This is a genomic window from Bradyrhizobium sp. YR681 (assembly GCF_000282615.1).
In the GTDB taxonomy this organism is placed as follows: domain Bacteria; phylum Pseudomonadota; class Alphaproteobacteria; order Rhizobiales; family Xanthobacteraceae; genus Bradyrhizobium.
This window is the reverse complement of the sequence record NZ_AKIY01000327.1, coordinates 24000-47321: the sequence shown is the minus strand read 5'-3', so window position 1 is coordinate 47321 and position 23322 is coordinate 24000. Positions and strand designations below refer to the sequence as shown.

The following is a 23322-nucleotide window of genomic DNA, read 5'->3' as shown; positions in this document are numbered from 1 at the left end:
GGGGGGACCCAGTATTCCAGAGACGCCTGAGATTCTTCGAGAGGCCGCGGCGTACTGGATCCCCCGCTTTCGCGGGGGATGACGGTTGTGTGGGAGGGAATAGCCGGGCTCACCAGCCCAGCAGTTCCGGCTTGCGCGGCAGCTCGACGGTCTTGACCTTCTCGAGCTTGATCGTGCCCTTGGCCATGAGATCGTTGAGGTCGCCGTCGGTCGCACCTGAAATCTTGGTGCGATAGAGGTCGACCTTCAGCGTGCCGCGATGGTCCTTGTCGGTCCAGGTCGAGGCATTGCAGACGCCCTCCATACCGGCGGGGACCCAGTCCTTCTTCTGGTAGAAGCCCTTGGCGACGTTCTCGCCGGTGGCGCCGCCGTTCTTGGCGGCCCAATCGATCGCCTCCTTCATGTAAAGCGCCGAGCAGACCGCCGCGATGTAGTGCACCGGGCGATAAACCTTGCCGGTGGGGTCGGACATCTTCGAGATTTCCATCACCGTCTTCATGCCGGGCGCATCGCCGCCCCAGCTCACCGCGGTGCGTAGCGGGAAGATCACGCCATCGGCGGCGTCTCCGGCCGTCTTGGCGGCGTTCTCGTCCATGCCCCAGACATTGCCGAGGAACTGCACCTCGGCGCCGGCGGTCTTGCAGGCCTTCATCACCGAGATGTTGGAGGCGGCGGTGTTGCCGAGATAGGCGTAGTTGGCACCCGAGGATTTCAGGCTCAGGCACTGCGCGCTGTAGTCGCCCGGTGCGAGCGCGAACACCAGCGGCGGCAGCACCTCGAAGCCGAGCTCGGTCGCCATGGCTTCGCCGGCGGCCTTCGGCGCGTTCGGGTAGGGGTGGTTGGCGCCCATGTGGACGAACTTCGGCTTGCCTTGCTTGCCCTTGGCCTTCCAGTCCTCGGCCGCCCAGATCAGCATCGCACGCAGCGAGTCCGAATAGCTCGGGCCGTAGAAGAAGTTGTAGGGCGCGGGCTTGGCCTTGCCGCTGACGCCTTCGGGATCGGTGAGGGCGGCGGCGTAGGAGCCGGAGAGATCGGGGATCTTGTCCTGCGCGAGGAAGCCGGTCAGCGCTTCGGTATCCGCGGTGCCCCAGCCCATGATTGCCGCGACCTTGCTGTCCGGCGCCGACCACTTCTTGTACAGCGCGATCGCGCGCGGCACCTGGTAGCCGTAGTCGTTGGTGTCGACGCTGAGCTGCTTGCCGCCAACACCGCCGTTCTTGTTGACCCAGGCAAAGGTGTCGGCGACGGCCTGGCCGTAGGGCGTGCCGACGTCGGAGGTGCCGCCGGAATAATCGGCGAGATGCCCGATCGCGATCTGTGCCTGCGCACCCGCCGAGAATGCGGCGATCACAAGTGCAAGCGATGCAGTGCTCAAAAGGGATTTTGTCTTCATTGGTTGCCTCCTCCTGTTTATTTGTTGGTTAGTGAGTGGCCCGCGCTCAATGCGAGAACGGGTAGAGTTTCCAGTAGGCCTTGATCTGCCGCCAGCGATGCGCGAGCCCGTCGGGCTCGAACATCAGGAATGCGATGATGATCACCCCGATCGCGATCTCGCGCAGGAAGGTGATGTTGGTGTTGAGCGACAGCGCCTTGTCGATCGCGCCGCCCTTGAGATAGTGGCTGGCGAATTCCATCGCCTCGGGCAGCAGCACCACGAAAGCGGTGCCCATCAGCGTGCCCATGATCGAGCCGGTGCCGCCGATGATGATCATGGCGAGGAACAGGATCGATCGCTCGATGCCGAACCCTTCCTGCGACACCACGAGCTGGTAGTGGGCATAGAGCGCGCCCGCGATGCCGGCGAAGAAGGCGGCGAGCCCGAACGACAGCGTGCGGTATTTCGTGAGATTGATGCCCATGATCTCGGCGGAGAGATAATGGTCGCGGATCGCCACCAGCGCGCGGCCGTCGCGCGTGCGCATCAGATTGGTGACGAGGATGTAGCTCAAGAGCACATAGGCCAGCACGACGTAGAAATATTGCTTGTCGCCGCGCAGCGTGTAGCCGAAGATCGAGAATGGGTTTGCGCTTGCCGGCACCGAGCCGCCGGTGAACCACTCGGCGCGGGAGAAGAAGTCGAGCAGGATGTATTGGGCCGCCAGCGTCGCGATGACGAGATAGAGGCCCTTCAGTCGCGCCGCCGGAATGCCGAAGATCAGCCCGACCAGCGCGGTGATGACGCCTGCGAGCGGGATCGCGAAGAACACCGGGATCGCCGCTTTGTTGGAGATATAGGCGGAGGTGAAGGCGCCGAGCAGGAAGAAGGCGGCGTGCCCGATCGAGATCTGGCCGGTGAAGCCGACCAGGATGTTGAGGCCGAGCGCGGCGATCGAGAAGATGCCGATCTGGATCAGGATGCTGAGCCAGTAACCGCCAAGGACTTGCGGCACGAGGCACAGCGCCAGCACGCCGGCGATCGCAAAATTGCGGCTCGTCGTGGTCGGGAAGATCGTGGTGTCCGCCGCATAGGAGGTGCGGAAATCACCAGCGGGGATGAGGGCAGGGCCGGCCATGGATCAGATCCGCTCGATGTCGTGGGTGCCGAACAGGCCGTAGGGCTTGATCATCAGCACGATGATGAGGACGTAGAACGGCGCGATCTCGTAGAGATTGCCCCAGTGCAGATATTCGCTGTCGACATATTGCGCGATGTTCTCCAGCAGCCCGATGATGATGCCGCCGAGCACGGCGCCGCCGACGGAATCGAGCCCGCCGAGGATCGCCGCCGGGAACACCTTGATGCCGTAGGCCGCAAGTCCCGAGGACACGCCGTTGACGACGGCAACCACGACGCCTGCGACCGCCGACACGGTGGCCGAGATCGCCCAGGCCATCGCGAACACGCTCTTGACTGAAATGCCGAGCGACTGCGCGACCTGCTGGTTGAACGCGGTGGCGCGCATGGCTAGGCCGTATTTCGAGGCGCGGAAGAACCAGGCCATGCCGATCATCATCGCGACCGAGACGACGAGGCTCATGACATAAACGGTCTGGATCTGGAGCCCGAACAGGCTGATCGACTGGCTCTCGAATACGCGCGGGAACGGCTGCGGGTTGACGCCGAACATCCATTTCAGCGTCGCCTGCAGCACGGTCGAGAGCCCGATCGTCACCATGATCACGGAGATGATGGGTTCGCCGATCATCGGTCGCAGGATCAGCACTTGGATCGCGATGCCGAACACGAACATGAACACCAGGGTCATCGGCATGCCGATCCAGAACGGCACCTGGTATTTGGCGAGCAGCGCCCAGCACACCCAGGCGCCGACCAGCAGCAGCTCGCCTTGCGCAAAATTGACGACCTGCGTCGCCTTGTAGATCAGCACGAACGACATCGCGACCACGCCATAGAGCGTGCCGACCACGAGGCCGTTGACCAGGAGCTGGATGAGGAAGGCGGTGTTCATGTATGATGGGCCTTTCGCCTCTCCCCGCTTGCGGGGAGAGGCCGACGCGCAAGGCGCGGCGGGTGAGGGGGAGCTTCCGCATGAGAGGTGCCGAAGAGTCCAAGACCGGGCGCGCAAGAAGCCTGCGAGCCGCGCTGACGGACGCGGAAGGAAAACTCTGGTATCGACTGCGCGCCCGCAGACTGAACGGTTACAAATTCGTCCGTCAGGAGCCGATCGGGCCGTATACCGTTGACTTCATCTGCCGCGAAGCCCGTCTGATCGTTGAAGTGGACGGCGGCCAACACGCCGACAGCGCGCACGACGCTGTGCGGGATAAATGGCTGATTGACCGCAACTATCGGATCCTGCGCTTCTGGAACAACGACGTGTTGCGCAATCTGGCTGGCGTCCTCGAGACCATTGTCACCGCCCTTGCGGAGGCTCCCCCTCACCCGGATCGCTGACGCGCTCCGGCCTCTCCCCGCAAGCGGGGAGAGGCGAAGGGCGGTGCGCTGAGTGATTGACTGCCTCACTCCGCAGCCTCCGCGATGTGCCCATGTCCGCCAAGGTCCACAACGCGCAACGTCGTTCGCACTCTCTGTGTGGTGCCGTCCTGGAAGCGGATCACGGTGTCGACGGGGATGGCGGCATCGCCGCGGTAGATCGCGTTGATGATGCCGTCATATTTTTCGTTGATGACGCTGCGGCGCACTTTTCGCGTACGGGTGAGCTCGCCGTCGTCGGCGTCCAGCTCCTTGTAGAGCAGCAGGAAGCGCGAGATGCGCTGCGCCGGTGGCAATGTGGCGTTGACGGTCTCGACTTCCTTCTTGAGCAGGGCGTAGACCTCGGGCCGCGAGGCGAGGTCGCTGTAGGTCGTGAAGGAGAGGCGGTTCTTCTCAGCCCATTTCGAGATGATGGAATAGCGGATGCAGATCATCGCCGCGAGCGCATCGCGCCCCGCGCCGAGCACCACGGCTTCGGCGATGTAGGGCGAGAACTTCAGCTTGTTCTCGATGAACTGGGGCGAGAAGCGCTCGCCGCGCGAGGTTTCCGCGAGATCCTTGATGCGGTCGATGACGACGAGCTGCTTGTTGTCGTTGAAGTAGCCGGCATCGCCCGACAGCATCCAGCCGTCCTTGATGTCGGCAACGCTGGCCTCGGGGTTCTTGTAATAGCCGAGGAACATGTTGGGATGCCGCACCACGATCTCGCCGACGCCGTGCACGTCGGCATTGTCGATGCGGATCTCGACGCTGTCGGCCATCGGCACGCCCGTCGTGTCAGGGTCGACCTTGCCCTCGGGATGCAGCGTGTAGGCACCCAGCAGCTCGGTCTGGCCGTAGAGCGTGCGCAGCGGCACGCCCATGGCCTGGAAGAACTTGAATGTCTCGGGCCCGAGCGCCGCACCGCCGGTCGCGGCCGAGCGCAGGCGGGTGAAGCCGAGCCGGTCGCGTAATGCCCGGAACAGGACGGCGTCAGCAAAGCCGGAGCGCTTGCCCTCTGCGAGCGCGGCGAGACCCGTCTTCATGCCGATATCGAACAGGCGCTGCTTGAAGGGCGTTGCGTCCATCACCTTGGCGCGGACGTCGGCGGCGATCGATTCCCAGACGCGCGGCGCAAAGAGCACGAAGGTCGGCGCGATCTCGCGCAGATCGTTCATCATCGTATCAGGCTCTTCGACGAAGTTGATCTTCATCCGGCAGAGCAGGCCTTTGCCGAGCACGTAGACCTGCTCCATGATCCAGGGCAACGGCAGCACCGAAACATATTCGTCGTCGGGACCTTTTGGATCGAACGCGAGATAGGTCGCGCAATGGCCGAGCACACGGCCGGCGGCGAGCATTGCGAGCTTCGGGTGCGAGGTGGTGCCCGACGTGGTGCAGAGGATCGCGACATCCTCGCCCTTGGTCGCGTCGACGAGGCGATCGTACAGCTCCGGCTCGCGCGCGGCGCGGGCGCGTCCGAGCTCGGCAAACTTCTCCGCCGACATCAGGCGCGGGTCGTCATATTTCCGCATGCCGCGCGGGTCGGAATAGATGATGTGCTTCAGCCGCGGCACGCGCTCGGCAAGCGTGAGCAGCTTGTCGACCTGCTCCTCGTCCTCGGCAAAGACGAGCTGGGCCTCGCCATAGGTGAGGAGATAGGCGGCCTCTTCGTCGAGCACGTCGCGGTAGAGCCCGAGGCTCAGTCCACCGATCGCATGCGTTGCCACTTCGGCGGAAACCCAGTCCGGCCGATTGTCGCCGATGATGCCGATGACGTCGTTTCGTCCGAGGCCCAGCTCGATCAGGCCGAGCGCGAAATCGCGGACCCGCGTCTGGTAGTCGTTCCAGGTGAAGACGCGCCAGAGCCCGAGATCCTTTTCGCGCAGCGCGATCTCGTTGCCATGCTCCTTCGCGTTGAGGCGCAGCATCTTCGGATAGGTATCGGCCTGCGCGACGCGGCCTGCGTAATCCATCATGCCGCGCTCTCCTGTGCCGGAGGAGCGTCGTCGGGATCGACCAGCACCTCGTCCTCTTCACCGAGATAGGCGCGCCTGACGTGGGGATCGGCGAGGACCGCGGCCGGATCGCCTTCGGCGATCTTGCGGCCGAAATCCAGCACCATGACGCGGTGGGAGATGTCCATCACCACGCCCATGTCATGCTCGATCATCACCACCGTCATCCCGAACTCCTCGTTGAGATCGACGATGTAGCGGGCCATGTCCTCCTTCTCCTCGAAATTCATGCCGGCCATCGGCTCGTCGAGGAGGATGAGGCGCGGCTCCAGTGCCATGGCGCGAGCGAGTTCCACACGCTTGCGCAGGCCGTAGGAGAGCGTGCCCGCGGGAGCTTTACGCACCGACTGGAGGTCGAGGAAGTCGATGATCTCCTCGACCTTGCGGCGATGCGCGAGCTCTTCCTTGCGGGCGCCGGTGAGCCAGTACAGCGAGCCCGTGAGGAAATTGTTCTTCAGGAGGTGGTGGCGGCCGACCATGATGTTGTCGAGCACGCTCATGTGGTGAAACAGCGCCAGATTCTGGAAGGTGCGGCCGATGCCGAGCGAGGCGCGCGCGTTCGGGGTCAGACCGGTGATATCGCGCTCGCGATAGGACAGCTGGCCTTCGGTCGGCTTGTAGCGGCCGGAAATGCAATTCACGATCGAGGTCTTGCCGGCGCCGTTGGGGCCGATGATCGAGAACAGCTCGCCGTCATTGATGGCGAAGCTGACATCGGTCAGCGCGCGAACGCCGCCGAATCGCAAGGACACGCCGCGCACTTCGAGACTGGTAGCCACCAAACAAATCCCTCCCGGTGATGGCGCATTCAGCGGCGCTCTTCGTCGGTTCCTCTCGGTGCGATCCTAGTACGGCCGTGCCGGTGAGGCCATGCAGCAGATGGTCTCCGCCGACGCCGCGCCGCCCTCGATACCGTTTGGGATCAAAAGCCGCATCGCCCGAGGTGGCCCTCAATAAGGGAAAGCGCTATTGAGAAATGTCTCCGGCCTGACAATTCTGCGACAAAGTTTTTGGGATGGCCGCGGCCTCCATCTTTCGTCGGATAGCGGTCGACATAGTGATGTTGCAGTGCAGCAGAAGAGCGGAGTGATCAGAACGGTGCGGCTGGCTTCGGGATCATGATTTCAGAGGATCAACTGAAGCGCGTCGCCGCCTGGTCGCGCGAGCTCACGCATGCGGAAATCGAGGTCGCCCGCGCCGGAATCACGGAACGGTCCTACGGCACCGGCGAGACCGTGTTCATGCGCGGCGACACGTTCGACTATTGGGCCGGCATGGTCTTTGGCCTCGCCCGGATGGGCGGCGTCTCGCGCGATGGCAAGGAGACGAGCCTGGCCGGGCTGACGGCGGGGGCCTGGTTCGGCGAGGGCAGCGTGCTCAAGAACGAGCCGCGCCGCTACGACGTCGTCGCGCTGCGCAACAGCCGCGTCGCGCTGATGGAGCGCAGCGCCTTCATGTGGCTGTTCGAGAACAGCGTCGGATTCAACCGCTTCCTGGTCCGCCAGCTCAACGAGCGGCTCGGCCAGTTCATCGGCATGCTCGAGGTCAACCGCACGCTCGACGCCACCGCGCGCCTCGCCCGCGGCATCGCCTCGCTGTTCAACCCGATCCTCTATCCGGAATCGACCGCGCATCTGGAGATCACCCAGGAGGAGATCGGCGCGCTCTCCGGCATGTCCCGCCAGAACGCCAACCGCGCGCTGAACCGGCTGGAGAAGGAGGGCCTGCTGCGGCTCGAATATGGCGGCGTCACCATCCTCGATATCGAGCGGCTGCGCGGCTACGGGGACTAGCGCGCATTCGCGGGTGCGTGGAGCGGCCAGAGGTCGGCGCGCCAGCGCACGGCGATCGCCAGCATCGCGATGAAGCCTGCGGCGGCATAGAGCGACCCCGTTGCGGAATAGCCGATGATGTCGATCAGGCTGCCAGCGGCTAGCAATCCGAGCGGCAGGCCGTAGATCACCATCATGCGGACGCCCATGACGCGGCCGCGCAGATGTGCGCTCGCGGTGCGCATCAGGATCACGGCCGCCGAGATCATCGACATGCTCTGGGCAATGCCGGCGAGCACGAGGCAGGCCATGGCCACCGGCATGGTCCTGATCTCGACGAACACCAGCAGCATGGTGAACCAGGCCAGCGTCGCGCCGATCATAAGCCTGGCAATCCGCAGTCCGCCGACGACGCTGAGCGTGATCGAGCCGATCAGCGAGCCGACGGCAAAACTCGCCGAGAGATAGCCGAGGCCGGTCTGGTCGGTATGAAAGATCTCGCGCGCGATGTAGGGCAGCAATCCGCCGGTGAAGGGAAATGCAGTGAGATTGGCGAGGAAGGCGACGCATAGCGCGGCGCCCATTCCCGGGCCATTCCAGGCGTAGACGATCCCTTCCTTCAGCTCGTCGAGCAGTTTGGAAATGGCACGGCTGTTCGCGGGTAGGTCGCTCGTGACGACAGACCTTTGCGGCCGGGCTAGGCAGGACATGAGAATCGCAGCCAAGAGATAAAGGCAGGCGACCGCCGCATAGACGAAGCCAATGCCGAGCACGGCGAACAATCCGGCTCCCGTCAGCGCTCCGGCAATGCGTGCGCTGTCCTGGGTCGTGCGTGACAGGCCGATCGCGCCGACCAGCTGCTCGGCCGGCATGATGTCGGCGAGCAGCGCGCTGCGTAGGCCGAGGTCCGAGGAGCGGATCAGCCCCATGATCGTTACGATGATCATGACGTTGAGGGGTGCCAGACGGCCGGTCAGCGCCAGCACCATGATGGTCGAGGCTAGTACCGTATAGGTGAGGCGCAGCACGACGAGGAGGTCGCGATGACCCATGCGGTCGCCCACCATTCCGAGCACCGGCGCAATCAGCGTTCCCACATATTGCAGCGACGCGAGAATGGTCAGCAGCAGCACCGAGCCAGTTTCGACCAGGATGTACCAGCCGAGCACCAGCGTCTCAATCTCGAACGCCCAGGAGGTGAGCAGATCGGAGGGCCATTGAAAGCGATAATTGCGGATGCGGAATGGCGCGAGCACGGATCGCCGTGCGGCTGCGCTCACGACGCGATGACGGGTGTCACGGCGATTCCCTTGCCCCTGTTGTTTCTTGTTTCTGTTCGGCAACGTAGCGTTGGCGATGTTCGTGTCAATCGGAACCGCCGCAGGCCGCCCCCGCGTCAGGCTCCTAGCTTATCCCTCGTTGCGTCCGCGCGCATTTACAAAAGACAATCGAGCGGAAATGTCTCGTTACAATGGGCGTGCTTACATGCAGATCGTGCAAGGTGCGTCGCGCCGAGAGCGGAAGGGAGTTCGGGAGGTATGGTGGAACAGATCTCGCGTCGCGGTATTTTCGCGCTCATTGGAGCGGCGGCAGCTCTCGTTGTGAGTGAGGCTCGGGTCGAGGCCCAGCCGTTTCCTCCGCCTCCGCCCGGACCGCCGCCACCTCCACCGCCTCCCGGTTTTCGGCCACCACCACCGCCGCCACCTCGTCGTCGCCGATGGCGTCGCCCACCGCCGCCTCAACCTTTCCCGCCGCCTCCTCTTCGATAGAAGACAGGTCGCATCAGCGCGCTGTGGCCGGCTTTCGCTCCGCGAGCGCTGTGGCCATCGCCGAGATCAGCGGTCGCATGAAATAGGCTTCATCGGCCGGCGAGACGTCGGTGCGCAATCCGTGTGCGGCGAGCTCGCCCGAGACCGCAGGTCCCACCGAGGCGATCAGGGTTCGTTCGAGCCCGGCGCGCAGCTTTGTCTCGCTGCCATGGGCCTTCGCAGCTTCGATCAGGCGGCGGACCTGGCCGAGATTGGTCAGCGCGATGGAATCGATTCGTCCTTCCGCCATGTCGTCGATGGCGGCGACGATGCTGGCATCGGCTGCCTTGGAATCGTAGACGTAAGGCAGCACGGTATCGACCTCGGCGCCTTGCGCGGCCAGCGCGCCGGTCAGCGCGCCGTGGTCCTTGTCGGGATAGAGCTGAAGTCCGAGGCGACGTCCCCTGAGGTCGAGCTTGCCCAGCATCTCGATCACACCCTCGGTGGTCGGCTTCTCCGTGGTCTGCTGCGCCTCGAGCGAGATCTCGCGCAGCGCCTTGCCGGGTTTAGGTCCACGGGTGAATCTTCGCGACTTGGCGAGCGCTGCCACGAGAGCCTGGTCGAGCCCGCGGGCGCGCGCGAGCTTCATGATCCGCCGCAGGCCTTCACCTGTCATCAGCACGAGATCGTCGAGGGGCTTGTCGATGGCGCGGCGAATCCAGGCCTCGACCGGGGCGGGGTCCGGGGCATCCTCGATGGTGAACATCGGGCACTGCACGACCTCGGCGCCTTGCTCGGCCAAGAGCTTCGAAAACTGCGCCTCCTCGCGCGTTTCCAGGATCAGGATGCGGGTGCCGTTCAAGCGGTCGGCCATGGGCATGCTCCGGTCAGAATTTCAATCGTCCGTTCATCCTGACTCCGGGGTCGGGATTGGCGCAAGGGCGGGGTCGGTGATAGAGCAGGACGCAATTCGCAGGTCGTTCCGCATCCTTTGCCCAAACCTTCATCAAGGCCCATGCCCGATCATCAATATGTCCTAACCCTGTCCTGTCCGGATCGTCCCGGCATCGTCTCGGCGGTGTCGACCTTCCTGGCCCATAACGGACAGAACATTCTCGACGCCCAGCAGTTCGACGACGTCGAGACCAAGAAGTTCTTCATGCGGGTGGTGTTCACCGCGGCCGATCTCGCCGTGGAACTCACGGCGCTCCAGACCGGTTTTGCCGCGATCGCCGAGCGCTTCGGCATGGAATGGCAGATGCGTGACCGCGCCGCGCATCGCAAGGTGATGCTGCTGGTCTCGAAGTCCGACCATTGCCTGGTCGACATCCTCTACCGCTGGCGCACCGGCGAGCTGCCGATGACGCTGGCCGCGATCGTCTCCAACCATCCGCGCGAGGTCTATGGCGGGCTCGATTTCGGCAGCATCCCGTTCCACTATCTGCCTGTCACCAAGGAGACCAAGCGCGAGCAGGAGGCGCAGATCCTCGATCTCGTCGCCAGGAGCGGGACCGATCTCGTCGTGCTCGCCCGCTACATGCAGATCCTGTCCGACGATCTCTCGGCAAAGCTGTCGGGGCGCTGCATCAACATCCACCACTCGTTCCTGCCGGGCTTCAAGGGCGCAAAACCCTATCACCAGGCACATGAGCGCGGCGTCAAGCTGATCGGCGCCACCGCGCATTACGTCACGCGCGACCTCGACGAGGGCCCGATCATCGACCAGGACGTCGAGCGCATCAGCCATCGCGACACGCCGGAAGATCTCGTCCGCAAGGGGCGCGACATCGAGCGCCGCGTGCTGGCGCGCGCGATCCGCTACCATCTCGACGACCGTGTCATCCTCAACGGCCGCAAGACCGTGGTGTTTATGGATTGATGCTGTTCCACCTCGCCCCGGGGCGAGGGAGCGCGCTGTCTCAGCGCGTAGCGCCGCCCGATGTCGATCCCGTCGCGCCCTTCTGCGCCTGCTCTTCCTTCTCGCGATCCGCCGCCGGCAGCAGCCGCTTGCGCTCGCGCTCCTTCAGGTAGGCGTCGTATTGCGGCGTGCCGGGCCGCGGCGGTGCGTCCGCCGGCAGGCCGCCAGCCCATTGCGGGATGTAGTCGCCCATTCCGGCCGAAAGCTTCTCGTTGACGCTGCCGCAGCCGGACAGCCCCGCAGCGAGCGCAACGAGGGGGAGAACGGAGCGGAAAGGCTTGAGCATGTTGGGTGCGAATTCGGTCTGTTGGACGCCGGATCTGGCTGGCGGGCCGAGAGTAGCCTTCAACAAGGTAATATAGACTTATTCGAGGTAGGTAATTTATTACCCACTTGCGGGCACGCCGAGGCGGGCCCGATGTCCGAATCCTGCAAAAGAAAGACGAAATCCTCCATCCACCCCGACCGCCGCGTTCCTAGACTGCGGCAAGGGCTCGCGACAAATTGGCTTGGTCGGCGCAGGGGCTTTTTCGTTGACAGGTCCATTTTGTTTGTACAATCGTACAAATAGGTGCGATGAAGATCGGGCTCGGGTTACCCCGATGTAACCGCGACATCGCATCCCGACGTTGGCAATTGGAACGCTCGGCTTGCGCCGAATGGTCGCCGAACGTCCGATTGACAATAAGGGCGCGAAAGACGCCATGTGGCGCGCGACATCACTCGCGCGTGAGCTAAGATGAGGCCAAGAACCGGGTACTCGGTTCGGCGCACAAGAGGTCAGGAATGAAGGGGAGGGACATCTGATGTTCGAACGCAAACAATTGCTGGCGATCGCTGCGGTGACGGCCATCGCGGGCCTTGCGGCGATCGCGCCGGCCAAGGCTGAGGACACCGTCAAGATCGGCCTGATCCTGCCGATGACGGGCGGCCAGGCTTCCACCGGCAAGCAGATCGAGAATGCGATCAAGCTCTACATGCAGCAGAAGGGCGACGCAGTCGCCGGCAAGAAGGTCGAGATCATCCTCAAGGATGACGCGGCGATTCCGGACAAGACCAAGACCGCCGCGCAGGAATTGATCGTCAACGACAAGGTCAATTTCATCGCAGGCTTCGGCGTGACGCCGGCCGCGCTCGCGGCGGCGCCGCTCGCCACGCAGGCCAAGATTCCGGAAGTCGTGATGGCAGCCGGCACCTCGATCATCACCGAGCGTTCGCCCTATATCGTGCGCACCAGCTTCACGCTGGCGCAGTCCTCCACCATCATCGCCGACTGGGCGGTGAAGAACGGCATCAAGAAGGTAGCGACGCTCACCTCCGACTACGCGCCCGGCAATGACGCGCTGAACTTCTTCAAGCAGAATTTCACCGCCGGTGGCGGCGAGGTGGTCGAAGAGGTCAAGACGCCGCTCGCCAACCCCGACTTCGCGCCGTTCCTCCAGCGCATGAAGGATGCCAAGCCCGACGCGATCTTCGTGTTCGTGCCGGCCGGCCAGGGCGGCAACTTCATGAAGCAATATGCCGAGCGCGGCCTCGACAAGGCCGGCATCAAGGTGATCGGACCGGGCGACGTCACCGACGACGACCTCCTCAACAACATGGGCGACGCCGTGCTCGGCACGGTCACCGCGCATCTCTATTCCGCGGCGCACCCGTCGGCGATGAACAAGGACTTCGTCGCGGCCTACAAGAAGGCCTTCGGCAACCGTCCCGGCTTCATGGCCGTGAGCGGCTATGACGGCATCCACCTCATCTACGAGGCCCTGAAGAAGACGAATGGCGACACCAACGGCGACAAGCTAATCGAGGCGATGAAGGGCCAGAAGTGGGAAAGCCCGCGTGGCCCGATCTCGATCGACCCCGAGACCCGCGACATCGTGCAGAACATCTACATCCGCAAGGTCGAGAAGGTCGACGGCGAGCTCTACAACGTCGAGTTCGCAACCTTCGAAGCCGTCAAGGATCTCGGCAAGACCAAGAAGTGACCCGCGAAAGCGGGGCATCCCGGGGCGCTCCTCTCACCTCTCCCGCCTGCGGGAGAGGTCGGCGCAGAGCGCCGGGTGAGGGTTCTCTCCTCGTCGGGAGTCTCTCAGCGGAAAGACCCTCTCCCGCAAGCGGGAGAGGGAGCGCAGCACGGCCCTGGCTACACCTGAGATAACTTCCGGCTCTCGATGACCTCAATCCTCACCAACCTGTTCGATGGCGTTGCCTACGGCATGCTGCTGTTCGTGCTCGCTTGCGGGCTCGCGGTCACGCTCGGCCTGATGAACTTCGTCAACCTCGCCCATGGCGCCTTCGCCATGGCCGGCGGCTATGTCTGCATGGTCCTGGTCAACCGGATGGGCTGGCCGTTCTTCGCCGCCCTGCCGCTCGCCTTCGTCTCGTCGGCCGCGATCGGCATCCTGCTCGAGCGCACGCTCTACCGTCACCTCTATACGCGCAGCCATCTCGACCAGGTGCTGTTCACGATCGGTCTGACCTTCATGTCGGTCGCTGCCGTGGACTACATCCAGGGCTCCTCGCGAGTCTTCATCAACCTGCCGGCCGCGCTTCAGGGGCAGTTCGATGTGTTCGGCGTCGGCATCGGCCGCTACCGGCTGATGATCATCGTGATCTGCGGGCTGCTCACTATCGGTCTCCAGATGGTGCTGGCCAGGACGCGTTTTGGCAGCCGCTTGCGCGCCGCGGTCGATGATCCCCGTGCCGCGAGCGGCCTCGGCATCAATGTGCCGCAGGTGTTCGCCTTCACCTTTGCCTTTGGTTGCGGCCTCGCCGGTCTCGGCGGTGCGCTGAGCGCCGAGATCCTCGGCCTCGATCCGTATTTCCCGCTGAAATTCATGATCTACTTCCTGATCGTGGTCACCGTCGGCGGCTCGTCGTCCATCACCGGCCCGTTCCTCGCCTCGCTCCTGCTCGGTATCGGCGACGTCGCCGGCAAATATTACGTGCCGAAGATGGGCCCCTTCGTGATCTACACCATGATGATCGTGATCCTGATCTGGCGCCCGAACGGCCTGTTCGGCCGCACGGCCGCGCGTTGAGTTTGCCGATGAGCGCTTCTTCCGACGTCGGTTATCACGCCCAGCGCCAGGCGCGCTGGCATTATGGCGAAGTGGCTTTCTGGCTCGTCGTGCTGGCCTGCGGCTTCGCATTTCCCACGCGCTACCTGATCATGACGGACATCTTGCGGCTCGCGCTGTTCACGATGTCGCTCGACCTCATCCTCGGCTATGCCGGCATCGTCTCGCTCGGCCACGCCGCTTTCTTCGGCGTCGGCGCCTATGCCGCCGGACTTCTGGCTTTGCATGGGATCGTCAAGGAGCCCGTGCTGGCCCTCATCGTGGCGGGCCTTGCTGCGATGGTGCTCGGCTTTGCCACCAGCTTCCTGGTCATCCGCGGCGTTGACCTCACGCGCCTGATGGTGACGCTCGGCATCGCGCTGCTGCTGGAGGCGCTCGCCGAGCGCTTCTCCAACATCACCGGCGGCACCGACGGCCTGCAAGGCATCGAGATGCAGCCGATCTTCGGCGAGATCCCGTTCGACATGTTCGGCAAGGCCGGATTCTTCTATTCGCTGGCCGTGCTGTTCCTGCTGTTCCTGTTCGCCCGCCGCGTCGTGCACTCGCCGTTCGGCCTGTCGCTGCGCGCGATCAAGAACAACCCGCTGCGCGCCGCCGCGATCGGTATTCCCGTCAACCGCCGACTGATCGCGATCTACACGCTTGCCGCGTTCTATGCCGGCATTGCGGGCGCGCTGTTCACGCAGACCACCGCGATCGCCTCGCTCGACGTGTTCGCCTTCGAGCGCTCGGCCGATCTGATGCTGGTGCTCGTGATCGGCGGCACCGGCTATCTCTATGGCGGCCTGATCGGCGCGGTGATCTTCCGCATGCTCCAGGAGTTTTTCTCCACCATCACCCCGCAATACTGGCAGTTCTGGATTGGCCTCGTGCTGGTCGTGATCGTGCTGGTCGGGCGCCAGCGTCTGCACCGCTGGGTGCTGTATGTGCCCAACCTGATCATCAAGCAGGTCGCGGGGCGCAAAGCGGTCGTCGCGGTGCCGGAGAGCGATTCATGACCATCGCACTCGAAACCCGGAACCTCGAAAAGCAGTTCGGCGGCCTGCGCGTCACGCGCGATTTGTCCTTGAAGATCGAGCAGGGCGCCCGCCACGCGCTGATCGGCCCGAACGGTGCCGGCAAGACCACGGTCATCAACCAGCTCACCGGCGTGCTCAAGCCGAACTCGGGCCGCATCCTGCTCGAAGGCCAGGACATTACCGATCTGCCCGTGCACAAGCGCGTGCTGCGCGGCCTGTCGCGCACCTTCCAGATCAATCAGCTCTATCCCGACCTGACGCCGCTCGAAACCATCGGCCTTGCCGTTTCCGAGCGCCTCGGTCATGGCGGCGACTGGTGGCGGCGGATGGGCACGCGCAGCGACGTCAACGACGAGATCGCCGATCTCTTGACGCGCTTCCATCTGCTCGACGTCATGAACGAAGAAACCGTGACGCTGCCTTATGGCAAGCAGCGCCTGCTCGAGATTGCGGTCGCGATCGCGGCGAAGCCACGGGTGCTGCTGCTGGACGAGCCCGCCGCCGGCGTGCCCGAGAGCGAGCGCCACGACATTCTTGCGGTCGTCGGCAGCCTGCCGCGCGACGTCACCGTGCTGCTGATCGAGCACGATATGGACCTCGTCTTCTCCTTCGCCGACCGTATCTCCGTGCTGGTATCCGGCGCGCTGCTCACGGAAGGCCCGCCCGAGCAGGTCGCGCGCGATCCGCAGGTGAAGGCGGTCTATCTCGGCGAGGAGGCGGTCAATGTTTGACCTGCTCGCGATCGAGGCCCTGCGCGCCGGCTACGGCGAGGCCGTGGTGCTGCCGAAGATGACGCTGAACCTTGCCGAGGGGCAGGTTCTGGCGCTGCTCGGGCGCAACGGCACCGGCAAGACCACGCTGATCAACTCCATTGTCGGCGTCACCCGCCGCTTCTCCGGCACCGTCGCGCTCGCCGGCACGGATGTCACCACCTTGCGGCCCGACCAGCGGGCGCGCGCCGGCATCGGCTGGGTGCCGCAGGAGCGCAACATCTTCCGCTCGCTGACGGTCGAGGAGAACATGACCGCGGTGGCCCAGCCGGGCCCCTGGACGGTCGAGAAGGTCTACGAGATGTTTCCGCGGCTGAAGGAGCGGCGGGGCAATTTTGGCAACCAGCTCTCCGGCGGCGAGCAGCAGATGCTGGCGATCGGCCGCGCGCTGACCCTCAACCCGAAAGTCCTGCTGCTGGACGAGCCGACCGAGGGCCTTGCCCCCATCATTGTCGAGGAGCTGCTCAAGGCGATCGGGAGCATCACCCGGGCGGGCGGTATCTGCTCCATCATCGTCGAGCAGAACGCGCAAAAGATTCTGGGGCTCGCCGACCGCGTTGTGATATTGGAGCGCGGAACGATCGTCCACGACGCCCCGAGCGCCGCGCTGAAGGCCGACCCGTCGGTCCTAGAGCGCCACCTCGGTGTCGCAGGGGCGGCGGCCCACTAGAATTTCGGGAGAAACACGAAATGCAGCGAACCAGAGCCCCCTTCCGCGCCGACGAGGTCGGCAGCCTCCTGCGCCCCGCCAAGATCAAGGAAGCCCGGGCGAAGCTCGAAAAGGGCGAGATCTCGGCCGACGATCTGCGCAAGATCGAGGACATGGAGATCGAGAAGGTCGTGCACAAGCAGGCCTCGGTCGGGTTGAAGCTCGCAACGGACGGCGAATTCCGCCGCTCCTGGTGGCATTTCGACTTCCTGGCCAAGCTCACCGGCTGCGAGTTGTTCCACCCCGATTCCGGCATCCAGTTCGCGGGCGTGCAGACCCGTCACGATGCGGTGCGGGTGATCGACAAGCTCGACTTCCCCGACGACCACCCGATGCTGGACCACTTCCGCTTCCTGAAGAAGTCCGCCGACCAGGCCCACGTCACCGCCAAGATGACGATCCCGTCGCCGGCCGTGCTGCACTTCCGCGGCGGCCGCAAGGCGATCTCCAAGGACGTCTATCCCGATCTCGACGCCTTCTATGAAGACCTCGGCAAGACCTACCGCAAGGCCGTGAAAGCGTTCTACGACGCCGGCTGCCGCTATCTCCAGTTCGACGACACCGTCTGGGCCTATCTCTGCTCGCCGGACGAGCTTCAGAAGGCGCGCGAGCGCGGCGACAATCCGGATGGTCTCCAGCAGATCTACGCGCGCGTCATCAACTACGCGCTGGCCGAGAAGCCCGCCGACATGGTGGTGACGACGCATGTCTGCCGCGGCAATTTCCGCTCGACCTGGATTTCTTCGGGCGGCTACGAGCCGGTGGCCGAGACCATGCTCGCCGGCACCAATTACGACGGTTATTTCCTCGAATACGACAGCGACCGCGCCGGCGGCTTCGAGCCGCTGCGTTTCCTGCCCAAGGGCAACAAGGTCGTCGTGGTTGGCGTCATCACCTCGAAGTTCGGCGAGCTCGAGAAGAAGGACGACATCAAGCGCCGTCTCGAGGAAGCTTCCAAGTTTGCGCCGCTGGAGCAGCTCGCGCTGTCGCCGCAGTGCGGCTTTGCCTCGACCGAAGAGGGCAACATCCTCTCCGAGGAAGAGCAGTGGGCCAAGCTCAGCCTCGCGGTGGAGATTGCGAAGGAAGTGTGGGGCAACTAGGTTTGCCACGTAGCCGTGAGTGACGGGAGGCCTCTCCACACTCGAACTGTCATTCCCCGCGAAAGCGGGGAATCCAGTACGCTGCGGCCGATCGATTGAAACACATTCGTCACGGCGTATTGGATCGCCCCGGTCAAGGCCGGCGATGACAGCGAGTGTGTGGCGAACATCAATCGCGACGAGTCCTCGCTACCCCGTCCGCGTCATCGGCCCCAGCATCTCGTGGACATCGTAGGTCATGACCGCAAGCAGGGCTGCGAGCGCAAGATAGGCGCCGCCATATTCGAGCTTGGTCTGTAGCGGGACGCCGTAATAGGCGACGTTCTCGGGCGCGTGCGGATCGTAGCGCCACGCGCTGATCAGCTGCGGGGCCGCCAGGATCGCCACGATGAGCAGCATCGGGCTCGGCCGATACAGCATGACCGCAATCAGGATGGGCACGCCGACGAACCAGATTCGCGGGCTCAGGACGGCCGTCACCCGGCCGCCATCGAGCGGCGAGATCGGCAGCAGGTTGAAGAGATTGAGAAACAGACCCGCATAGGAGATCGCAAGCAGGAGGGCGCTGTCCTCCGATCTGGCCCACAGATAGACTGCGAGCGCGGTGATCGTTCCGACCACCGGGCCCGCGATCGCCACATAGGCCTCCGTCTCGACGTCCACAGGCTTGTCCTTGAGTGCGATCCAGGCTCCGACGAACGGAATGAAGGTGGGCGCGCCGACGTCGAGGCCGCGCTGGCGCGCGGCGAGGTAGTGACCCATTTCGTGCGCGAACAGCAGTGCGATGATGCCTGCCGCATAGCGCCAGCCCCAGATCGTGGCGTAGACCGCCAGGGACAGCAGCATGGTGCCACCGCTGGTGGCGAGCTTTCCCCATTTCAGGCCGGAGAACAGCAGCAGGAAGAGAGTCTTCATGCGGCGCCGCCGGCGGAATCGTCGCGCGGCTTGCGGCGGAAGAATTTCATGACGCCGGCCCCGGCCACCGCGAGGCCGAAGATGATGACTTTCGCGAATTTCAGCACGAAGGCGAGCGCAAGGGCAAACAGGCCGAGCTTCTTGGCGGCGACGCCGCCGATCAGTGCGAGCAGTCCGTATTCGGCGATGCGGTCGGTCGAGGCGCTGAAATCCTCGTAACGCTTGCCGGATTGATAGGAGAGGTTGGCGAGCAGCTCGTGGGCCGCCCCCTTGTCTGTTGCGATCCGGCTCGAGTCCGACAGCAGGTTCAGGCTGAAATAGCCGTCGCGGCCCAAGGCGTAGGTGTTGTAGTTGACGTCCTTGCGTGAGTCGTCCGCTGCGCCCTTGTCCTTGCCGAGGACCGACCAGACCAGCCGATGCGCCACGGCGTCGTATTTCGGCGGCTCGATCCAGCCGATCACTTCCATCTCGGGAAATCCGCGGGCGACACGGTCCTTGTTGGACTCGTCGACACCTTCCTTCAGGTTCTTCAGAAGGTCGTCGGCGTTCCAGTCCTTGGCCGCATCATCCTTGATGTAGCCTTCCTTGATGTAGTTGATCACCACCAGCCAGTTGTCGTTCTGCCGGGTGCCGAGCACGAGGCCAACGAAATTCGTGTCGTGGACGACGTTGCCGAGCGCGCGCATGACCCGTGCTCCTTCCGCCTTTGGCACGAAGAAGTCGCCGGTCGGGATTTTCAGCGTGGCCTGATCGATCAGGGGAATGTCGGCAGGGCCGGCTGTGCCCGCATTGCCGGCCGCCTGCCATGCGGCGGCCAGCTCCGCCTTCCGTGTCGCCTCGCTCGACGGCGCATTTTGAGAGAATCCAGACTGCGATCCGAGTATAGCGGACAGGATGATGCCGACGGCGGCAATGAATTTTTTCACCAGATTTCCCCAGCAATCAGTCCGCCGATGATCGGCGTTGCCGGCACTTTAGGATAACGATATGCGACGGAATAGAGCAGCCGCAGGTTGCGGTCGACTATCTCTCGGGTTGTTGCAATTTTGGCGCGTTGGGCGTTGGCGGATGCTCCGTCCTCCGCTGTCATTCCCTGCGGAAACGGGGGGACTGGCGGCGCGAGCTCCCGACCGGTGATGGCGCCCAGTCCTCACTTCTCCGCCAGATAAACCTCGCCCAGCAGCGACGAGTTGGACCACGGCACCTGCTTGCTCTTCGTGGTCGACACCACCTCGGCCCGCACGCGCGTGAGCATCTGCTGCACCTCCAGCCCCGGCGTGCCGATATGGCGCGACAGTGCGGCGGAGAACGGCGAGTTGGCGCCTTCGCCGTCGAGTGCGACCTGGCCCGGCGCGGTGGCGAAGGCGATCAGCGTGCCCGCGCCTAATGTTGCGCCGGCACCTAAGCTCGTCGGTGCCGCAAGCCCCGAGGCACCATCGATGCCGCGGTTCACATCCGCGGACGCGACCTGCTGCGCCATCGGATTGTTGCGGCAGGCATCGAAGATCAGGATGTTGGTGCGGACCTGGTCGTCGAGGCCGGCCATGATCGTGTCCATGTCGATCATCGCCTCCGTCATGCCCGCGCCAGGCTTGAGCTCGACGTCGACGGGAATGAGATAGTTGCGGCCGTCGACCTGTACGCCGTGACCGGCATAATACACCACGGCCACTTGTGCCCGGGCTGCGTCACGCAAAAAATCGCGCGTCATCTTCTGCATCGCGGCGCGGTCGAGATCGACGCCCTCCGACACGGTGAAGCCGATGTCGCGCAGGCTCCTGGCGACGGCGCGTGCGTCGTTCGGCGGATTGGGCAGCGCTTTCACATGTGCATAGGCGCCGTTGCCGATGATCAGCGCCATGCGCGTGCCGCGAACGGCCGGGGCAGGCGAGGGGGGTGGAGTCGCGCCTGTCTGCTGCAGGGCAGGAGTTGTTGTCGGTGCGGGTGCATCGCGCGGGATCGGCGCGGCGGCATCCGTCACCAGCGACAGTCGCACCTTTGCGGTTGCCTGGCTGGCCTTGCTGCCAGCATCGGACGCCACGATTGCCAGTGTCGCCTTGTAGTCCTCCCGGGCGTGGGCGTAGTCGCCTTTGGCTTCATAAGCCAAAGCGCGATGGGTATAGCCCGAGATCAGCACGCTGTTCGGCGGCGTCATGATGTTGGTCGGAGGCTTTTCCCTGGCGAGCCGGATCGCTTCGCTGCCATCGGCGATGGCGCGATCGAGATCGCCCCTGGCGCGCCAGATCGAGGTGCGGTTGATCAGCGGCTGCGGCAGCGTCGGATCAAGCCGGATGGCCTGGTTGATGTCGGCGAGGGCGCCGTCGAGATCGCCGAGTGCTTCCTTCGAAATGCCGCGGTTCTGGAACGATAACGCCGATCTCGGATCGGCCTTGATGGCGGCATCGTAGTCGGTGATCGCCTTGGCGTAGTCGCCCTTGCCGCGCCAGGCATTGCCGCGATTGTGGAAGATGATGCCGCTGGGCGGGCCGAGTTTCAGCGCATCGTCGAAATCGGCGGTCGCGATGTCGTAATCGCCCTTGTCGTAATAGGCCGAGCCCCTGAGGTTATAGGCCGCCTGGCTCGGCTGAAGCCGGATCGCCTCGGTGGTGTCCGCAATGACCTTGGCGTAGTCGCCCTTCTTGTTCCAGCCCACCGCGCGCCAGAAATAGACGGTCGCGAGCTGCTCGCCCCTGAACACCTTCAGCGCGATGATCCGGGTGCAGGCCTCGACCATCTGGTCCGCCGGCGTGGTCTCGGTGGTGCAGAGCGGCCCGAGCTGATTGCGCGCCTGCGCGGCGGCGGGCGCCGACCAAAGCGCGGCGGTGAGCAGGCAAAACGCGACGAGCAGGCAGCGCATGGCGGTCGTCCGACAGGAGGAGAAGCGCTTGTTTGTTGCCCGGCGAAGCCGTGGGGTTCATCCCGCCCGTCGTCGCGAACGCGGCAGGGGAGAGGATGCGGTCTCCTATTCCCTCAGTGGGCAGAATTTGTTAACAGGCAGCTCGCATTCCTCCTGCCCACTGCTGTCCCACTGATGAAGAACGACGAAATCCTGAGCCAGATCACGGAGTTCTGCCGCAAGGCGGGCATGGCGGAATCGACGTTTGGCCGGCGCGCGGTGAACGATGGGAAGCTGGTGCACCGGCTGCGCGAGGGCAAGCGCATCACCATCGACACGCTCGAGCGGATCCAGGCGTATATCGCCGCATCGACCACCGGTGGCCTGCCACCGCCGCGAGGGCTTCAGGTGCCCCCCGAGAAGCGCGATCCGCGCGGCAATTTCCGCTTCTTCGAGAACCGCCAGAAATACCTGCTGTTCGTCCACACCTGCAGCGAGAAGCGGGTGATCGCGGACAGGGTTGCGCTGGAGCTTGCCGCCATCCATCCGCGCCCGCCGGCCCTGCGCATTTTCGACGCGGGCGTTGGCGACGGGACGGTGCTGGCGCGGGTGCTGCGGGCCACGCACCAGCGCTATCCGCACATGCCGTTCTATGTCGCCGGCAAGGAGCTCAGCCTCGAGGATTTGCGCCTGACGCTGGAGAAGGTGCCGGACCGCATTTTCGAGCACCCCGCGTCGGTGTTCGTCTTCACCAACATGTTCTATTCGGAGGCGCCCTGGCTCACGCCGGCCTCGCCCGCGGCGGCCGCCGCCACGGTCTGGCACGAGGTTCCGCTGCGGGGGGCGTCATCGGGCGAGTTCGAGCAGCAGATTGCGGAGCTGAAGCCATTCCTGGAGCAGAACTGGCGCGCGGCGATCAGCCCGCGGACGGCCATGCCGCTGTACGAGCGGCCTGTCGTGCTGGTGCTCTATCGCGAGGACCACAGGTTCCTGCTGGACTCGACCATTCCGCGGCCGGGCCAGACCGAGGCTAATTTCGACCTCGTCATCGCCTCCCAGCCCTACCGCGCCCTGTCCTCGGTCAATTTCCGGGCCAAACGGATCATCGCGCCCCTGGCGCGGGCCCTGCGATCGGGCGGCCGCCTGATCGGAATCCACTCCCACGGGCAGGATCCGGGCATGGAAATGATCCAGGCGATCTGGCCTGGAGAAAATCCTTTCTCGGTCAGCCGTCATGAGCTATTGCGCGCCGTGAAGTACGAGCTCGGGTCGTTGGGCCGCGACTTAAATTTTAATGCATACGCTGATAACCGCTCGATCTTCAGGTATGATATGGAAGCGCTGCCCAACGAGGTAACCGGCTCCATCGGAACCTCGACGGCCTTTGCAGCCTGGAATGCGGCGGTGTATGTCGCTCAGATTGAGGACGACCGATTGGCAGAAATGACTCAAAACGGCCGCACTCTGGATGCCGCCAGGGACGTGCTGAGAAAGTACAACGGGCTCTGGTTTCTTGACGAATCCTACGTCATCTCGCGCCGGCGTGATTGACATCATCCAAAG

At 64.3% G+C, this 23322-nt stretch carries 21 protein-coding genes; 10 read left to right on the top strand and 11 right to left on the bottom strand.

Annotation, left to right across the window (positions count from 1 at the left end):
• Positions 1 to 109: 109 nt before the first annotated feature.
• The 3 genes from PMI42_RS35180 to PMI42_RS35170 are packed head-to-tail and all read right to left on the bottom strand — an operon-like array spanning position 110 to position 3410.
• Positions 110 to 1393 carry an ABC transporter substrate-binding protein gene (locus PMI42_RS35180; protein WP_008144208.1) on the bottom strand — a complete coding sequence of 428 codons (1284 nt, stop codon included), beginning with the start codon at positions 1391 to 1393 and terminating at the stop codon, positions 110 to 112.
• A gap of 46 nt (positions 1394 to 1439) precedes the next feature.
• Positions 1440 to 2513: a branched-chain amino acid ABC transporter permease gene (locus PMI42_RS35175; RefSeq protein WP_008144206.1), complete on the bottom strand. Its 1074-nt coding sequence runs from the start codon at positions 2511 to 2513 to the stop codon at positions 1440 to 1442.
• Between the two features lie 3 nt (positions 2514 to 2516).
• Complete coding sequence (locus PMI42_RS35170) at positions 2517 to 3410, bottom strand: branched-chain amino acid ABC transporter permease (RefSeq protein WP_008144205.1); 894 nt, start codon at positions 3408 to 3410, stop codon at positions 2517 to 2519.
• An 80-nt stretch (positions 3411 to 3490) separates the two neighbouring features.
• Here PMI42_RS35170 and PMI42_RS35165 point away from each other — a divergent pair, with 80 nt between their 5' ends.
• Positions 3491 to 3856, top strand: a complete 366-nt coding sequence (locus tag PMI42_RS35165) for an endonuclease domain-containing protein (protein ID WP_008144202.1) — start codon at positions 3491 to 3493, stop codon at positions 3854 to 3856.
• Positions 3857 to 3921: 65 nt separating this feature from the next.
• Here PMI42_RS35165 and PMI42_RS35160 read toward each other — a convergent pair whose 3' ends face one another.
• Positions 3922 to 5853 (bottom strand): long-chain fatty acid--CoA ligase, encoded by a 1932-nt coding sequence (locus tag PMI42_RS35160; RefSeq protein ID WP_008144201.1) that lies wholly within the window; start codon positions 5851 to 5853, stop codon positions 3922 to 3924.
• Positions 5850 to 6671: an ABC transporter ATP-binding protein gene (locus PMI42_RS35155; protein WP_008144198.1), complete on the bottom strand. Its 822-nt coding sequence runs from the start codon at positions 6669 to 6671 to the stop codon at positions 5850 to 5852. Before PMI42_RS35155 ends, PMI42_RS35160 begins: the two co-directional genes overlap by 4 nt.
• Positions 6672 to 7010: 339 nt before the next feature.
• On the opposite strand from PMI42_RS35155, the gene PMI42_RS35150 reads away from it, so the two are divergent.
• Positions 7011 to 7685, top strand: a complete 675-nt coding sequence (locus tag PMI42_RS35150) for a Crp/Fnr family transcriptional regulator (protein WP_008144196.1) — start codon at positions 7011 to 7013, stop codon at positions 7683 to 7685.
• On the opposite strand, the gene PMI42_RS35145 is transcribed toward PMI42_RS35150, so the two are convergent.
• Positions 7682 to 8944, bottom strand: a complete 1263-nt coding sequence (locus PMI42_RS35145; protein ID WP_035967515.1) for an MFS transporter — start codon at positions 8942 to 8944, stop codon at positions 7682 to 7684. The two genes, PMI42_RS35150 and PMI42_RS35145, sit on opposite strands and share 4 nt — an antisense overlap.
• A gap of 502 nt (positions 8945 to 9446) precedes the next feature.
• Positions 9447 to 10286: a uroporphyrinogen-III synthase gene (locus PMI42_RS35140; protein WP_008144192.1), complete on the bottom strand. Its 840-nt coding sequence runs from the start codon at positions 10284 to 10286 to the stop codon at positions 9447 to 9449.
• Positions 10287 to 10427: 141 nt separating this feature from the next.
• Between PMI42_RS35140 and purU the strand changes: the two genes are divergently transcribed.
• A complete protein-coding gene (purU, locus tag PMI42_RS35135) occupies positions 10428 to 11291 on the top strand; it encodes a formyltetrahydrofolate deformylase (protein WP_008144190.1) in 864 nt (287 codons plus the stop codon).
• A gap of 40 nt (positions 11292 to 11331) precedes the next feature.
• Here the strand turns inward: purU and PMI42_RS35130 are convergent, their stop codons facing one another.
• Entirely contained in the window at positions 11332 to 11616 is a 285-nt protein-coding gene (locus tag PMI42_RS35130; protein ID WP_008144188.1) for a hypothetical protein, read from the bottom strand.
• A 520-nt stretch (positions 11617 to 12136) separates the two neighbouring features.
• Here PMI42_RS35130 and PMI42_RS35125 point away from each other — a divergent pair.
• From PMI42_RS35125 to PMI42_RS35100, 6 genes are all read left to right on the top strand, one after another.
• Positions 12137 to 13315 carry an ABC transporter substrate-binding protein gene (locus PMI42_RS35125; RefSeq protein WP_008144186.1) on the top strand — a complete coding sequence of 393 codons (1179 nt, stop codon included), beginning with the start codon at positions 12137 to 12139 and terminating at the stop codon, positions 13313 to 13315.
• A 186-nt stretch (positions 13316 to 13501) separates the two neighbouring features.
• Entirely contained in the window at positions 13502 to 14371 is an 870-nt protein-coding gene (locus PMI42_RS35120; protein WP_008144184.1) for a branched-chain amino acid ABC transporter permease, read from the top strand.
• Positions 14372 to 14379: 8 nt separating this feature from the next.
• Positions 14380 to 15408 (top strand): branched-chain amino acid ABC transporter permease, encoded by a 1029-nt coding sequence (locus PMI42_RS35115; protein ID WP_008144182.1) that lies wholly within the window; start codon positions 14380 to 14382, stop codon positions 15406 to 15408.
• Positions 15405 to 16160: an ABC transporter ATP-binding protein gene (locus PMI42_RS35110; protein ID WP_008144180.1), complete on the top strand. Its 756-nt coding sequence runs from the start codon at positions 15405 to 15407 to the stop codon at positions 16158 to 16160. The genes PMI42_RS35115 and PMI42_RS35110 overlap by 4 nt, the downstream gene beginning before the upstream one ends.
• Positions 16153 to 16869: an ABC transporter ATP-binding protein gene (locus PMI42_RS35105; protein WP_008144178.1), complete on the top strand. Its 717-nt coding sequence runs from the start codon at positions 16153 to 16155 to the stop codon at positions 16867 to 16869. Before PMI42_RS35110 ends, PMI42_RS35105 begins: the two co-directional genes overlap by 8 nt.
• 20 nt (positions 16870 to 16889) lie before the next feature.
• On the top strand, positions 16890 to 18008 hold the full coding sequence (locus PMI42_RS35100; RefSeq protein ID WP_008144176.1) for a cobalamin-independent methionine synthase II family protein: 1119 nt from the start codon (positions 16890 to 16892) through the stop codon (positions 18006 to 18008).
• 189 nt (positions 18009 to 18197) lie between these two features.
• Here the strand turns inward: PMI42_RS35100 and PMI42_RS35095 are convergent, their stop codons facing one another.
• The 3 genes from PMI42_RS35095 to PMI42_RS35085 form a co-directional block, all read right to left on the bottom strand.
• Positions 18198 to 18923: a site-2 protease family protein gene (locus PMI42_RS35095; protein ID WP_008144174.1), complete on the bottom strand. Its 726-nt coding sequence runs from the start codon at positions 18921 to 18923 to the stop codon at positions 18198 to 18200.
• The gene (locus PMI42_RS35090) at positions 18920 to 19849 is read right to left on the bottom strand and encodes a DUF2167 domain-containing protein (RefSeq protein ID WP_008144173.1); all 930 of its coding nucleotides are present in this window, start codon (positions 19847 to 19849) and stop codon (positions 18920 to 18922) included. Before PMI42_RS35090 ends, PMI42_RS35095 begins: the two co-directional genes overlap by 4 nt.
• 224 nt (positions 19850 to 20073) lie before the next feature.
• Positions 20074 to 21780 (bottom strand): caspase family protein, encoded by a 1707-nt coding sequence (locus PMI42_RS35085; RefSeq protein WP_008144171.1) that lies wholly within the window; start codon positions 21778 to 21780, stop codon positions 20074 to 20076.
• A gap of 174 nt (positions 21781 to 21954) precedes the next feature.
• Between PMI42_RS35085 and PMI42_RS35080 the strand changes: the two genes are divergently transcribed.
• Positions 21955 to 23310 carry a hypothetical protein gene (locus tag PMI42_RS35080; protein WP_008144169.1) on the top strand — a complete coding sequence of 452 codons (1356 nt, stop codon included), beginning with the start codon at positions 21955 to 21957 and terminating at the stop codon, positions 23308 to 23310.
• Positions 23311 to 23322 lie beyond the last annotated feature (12 nt).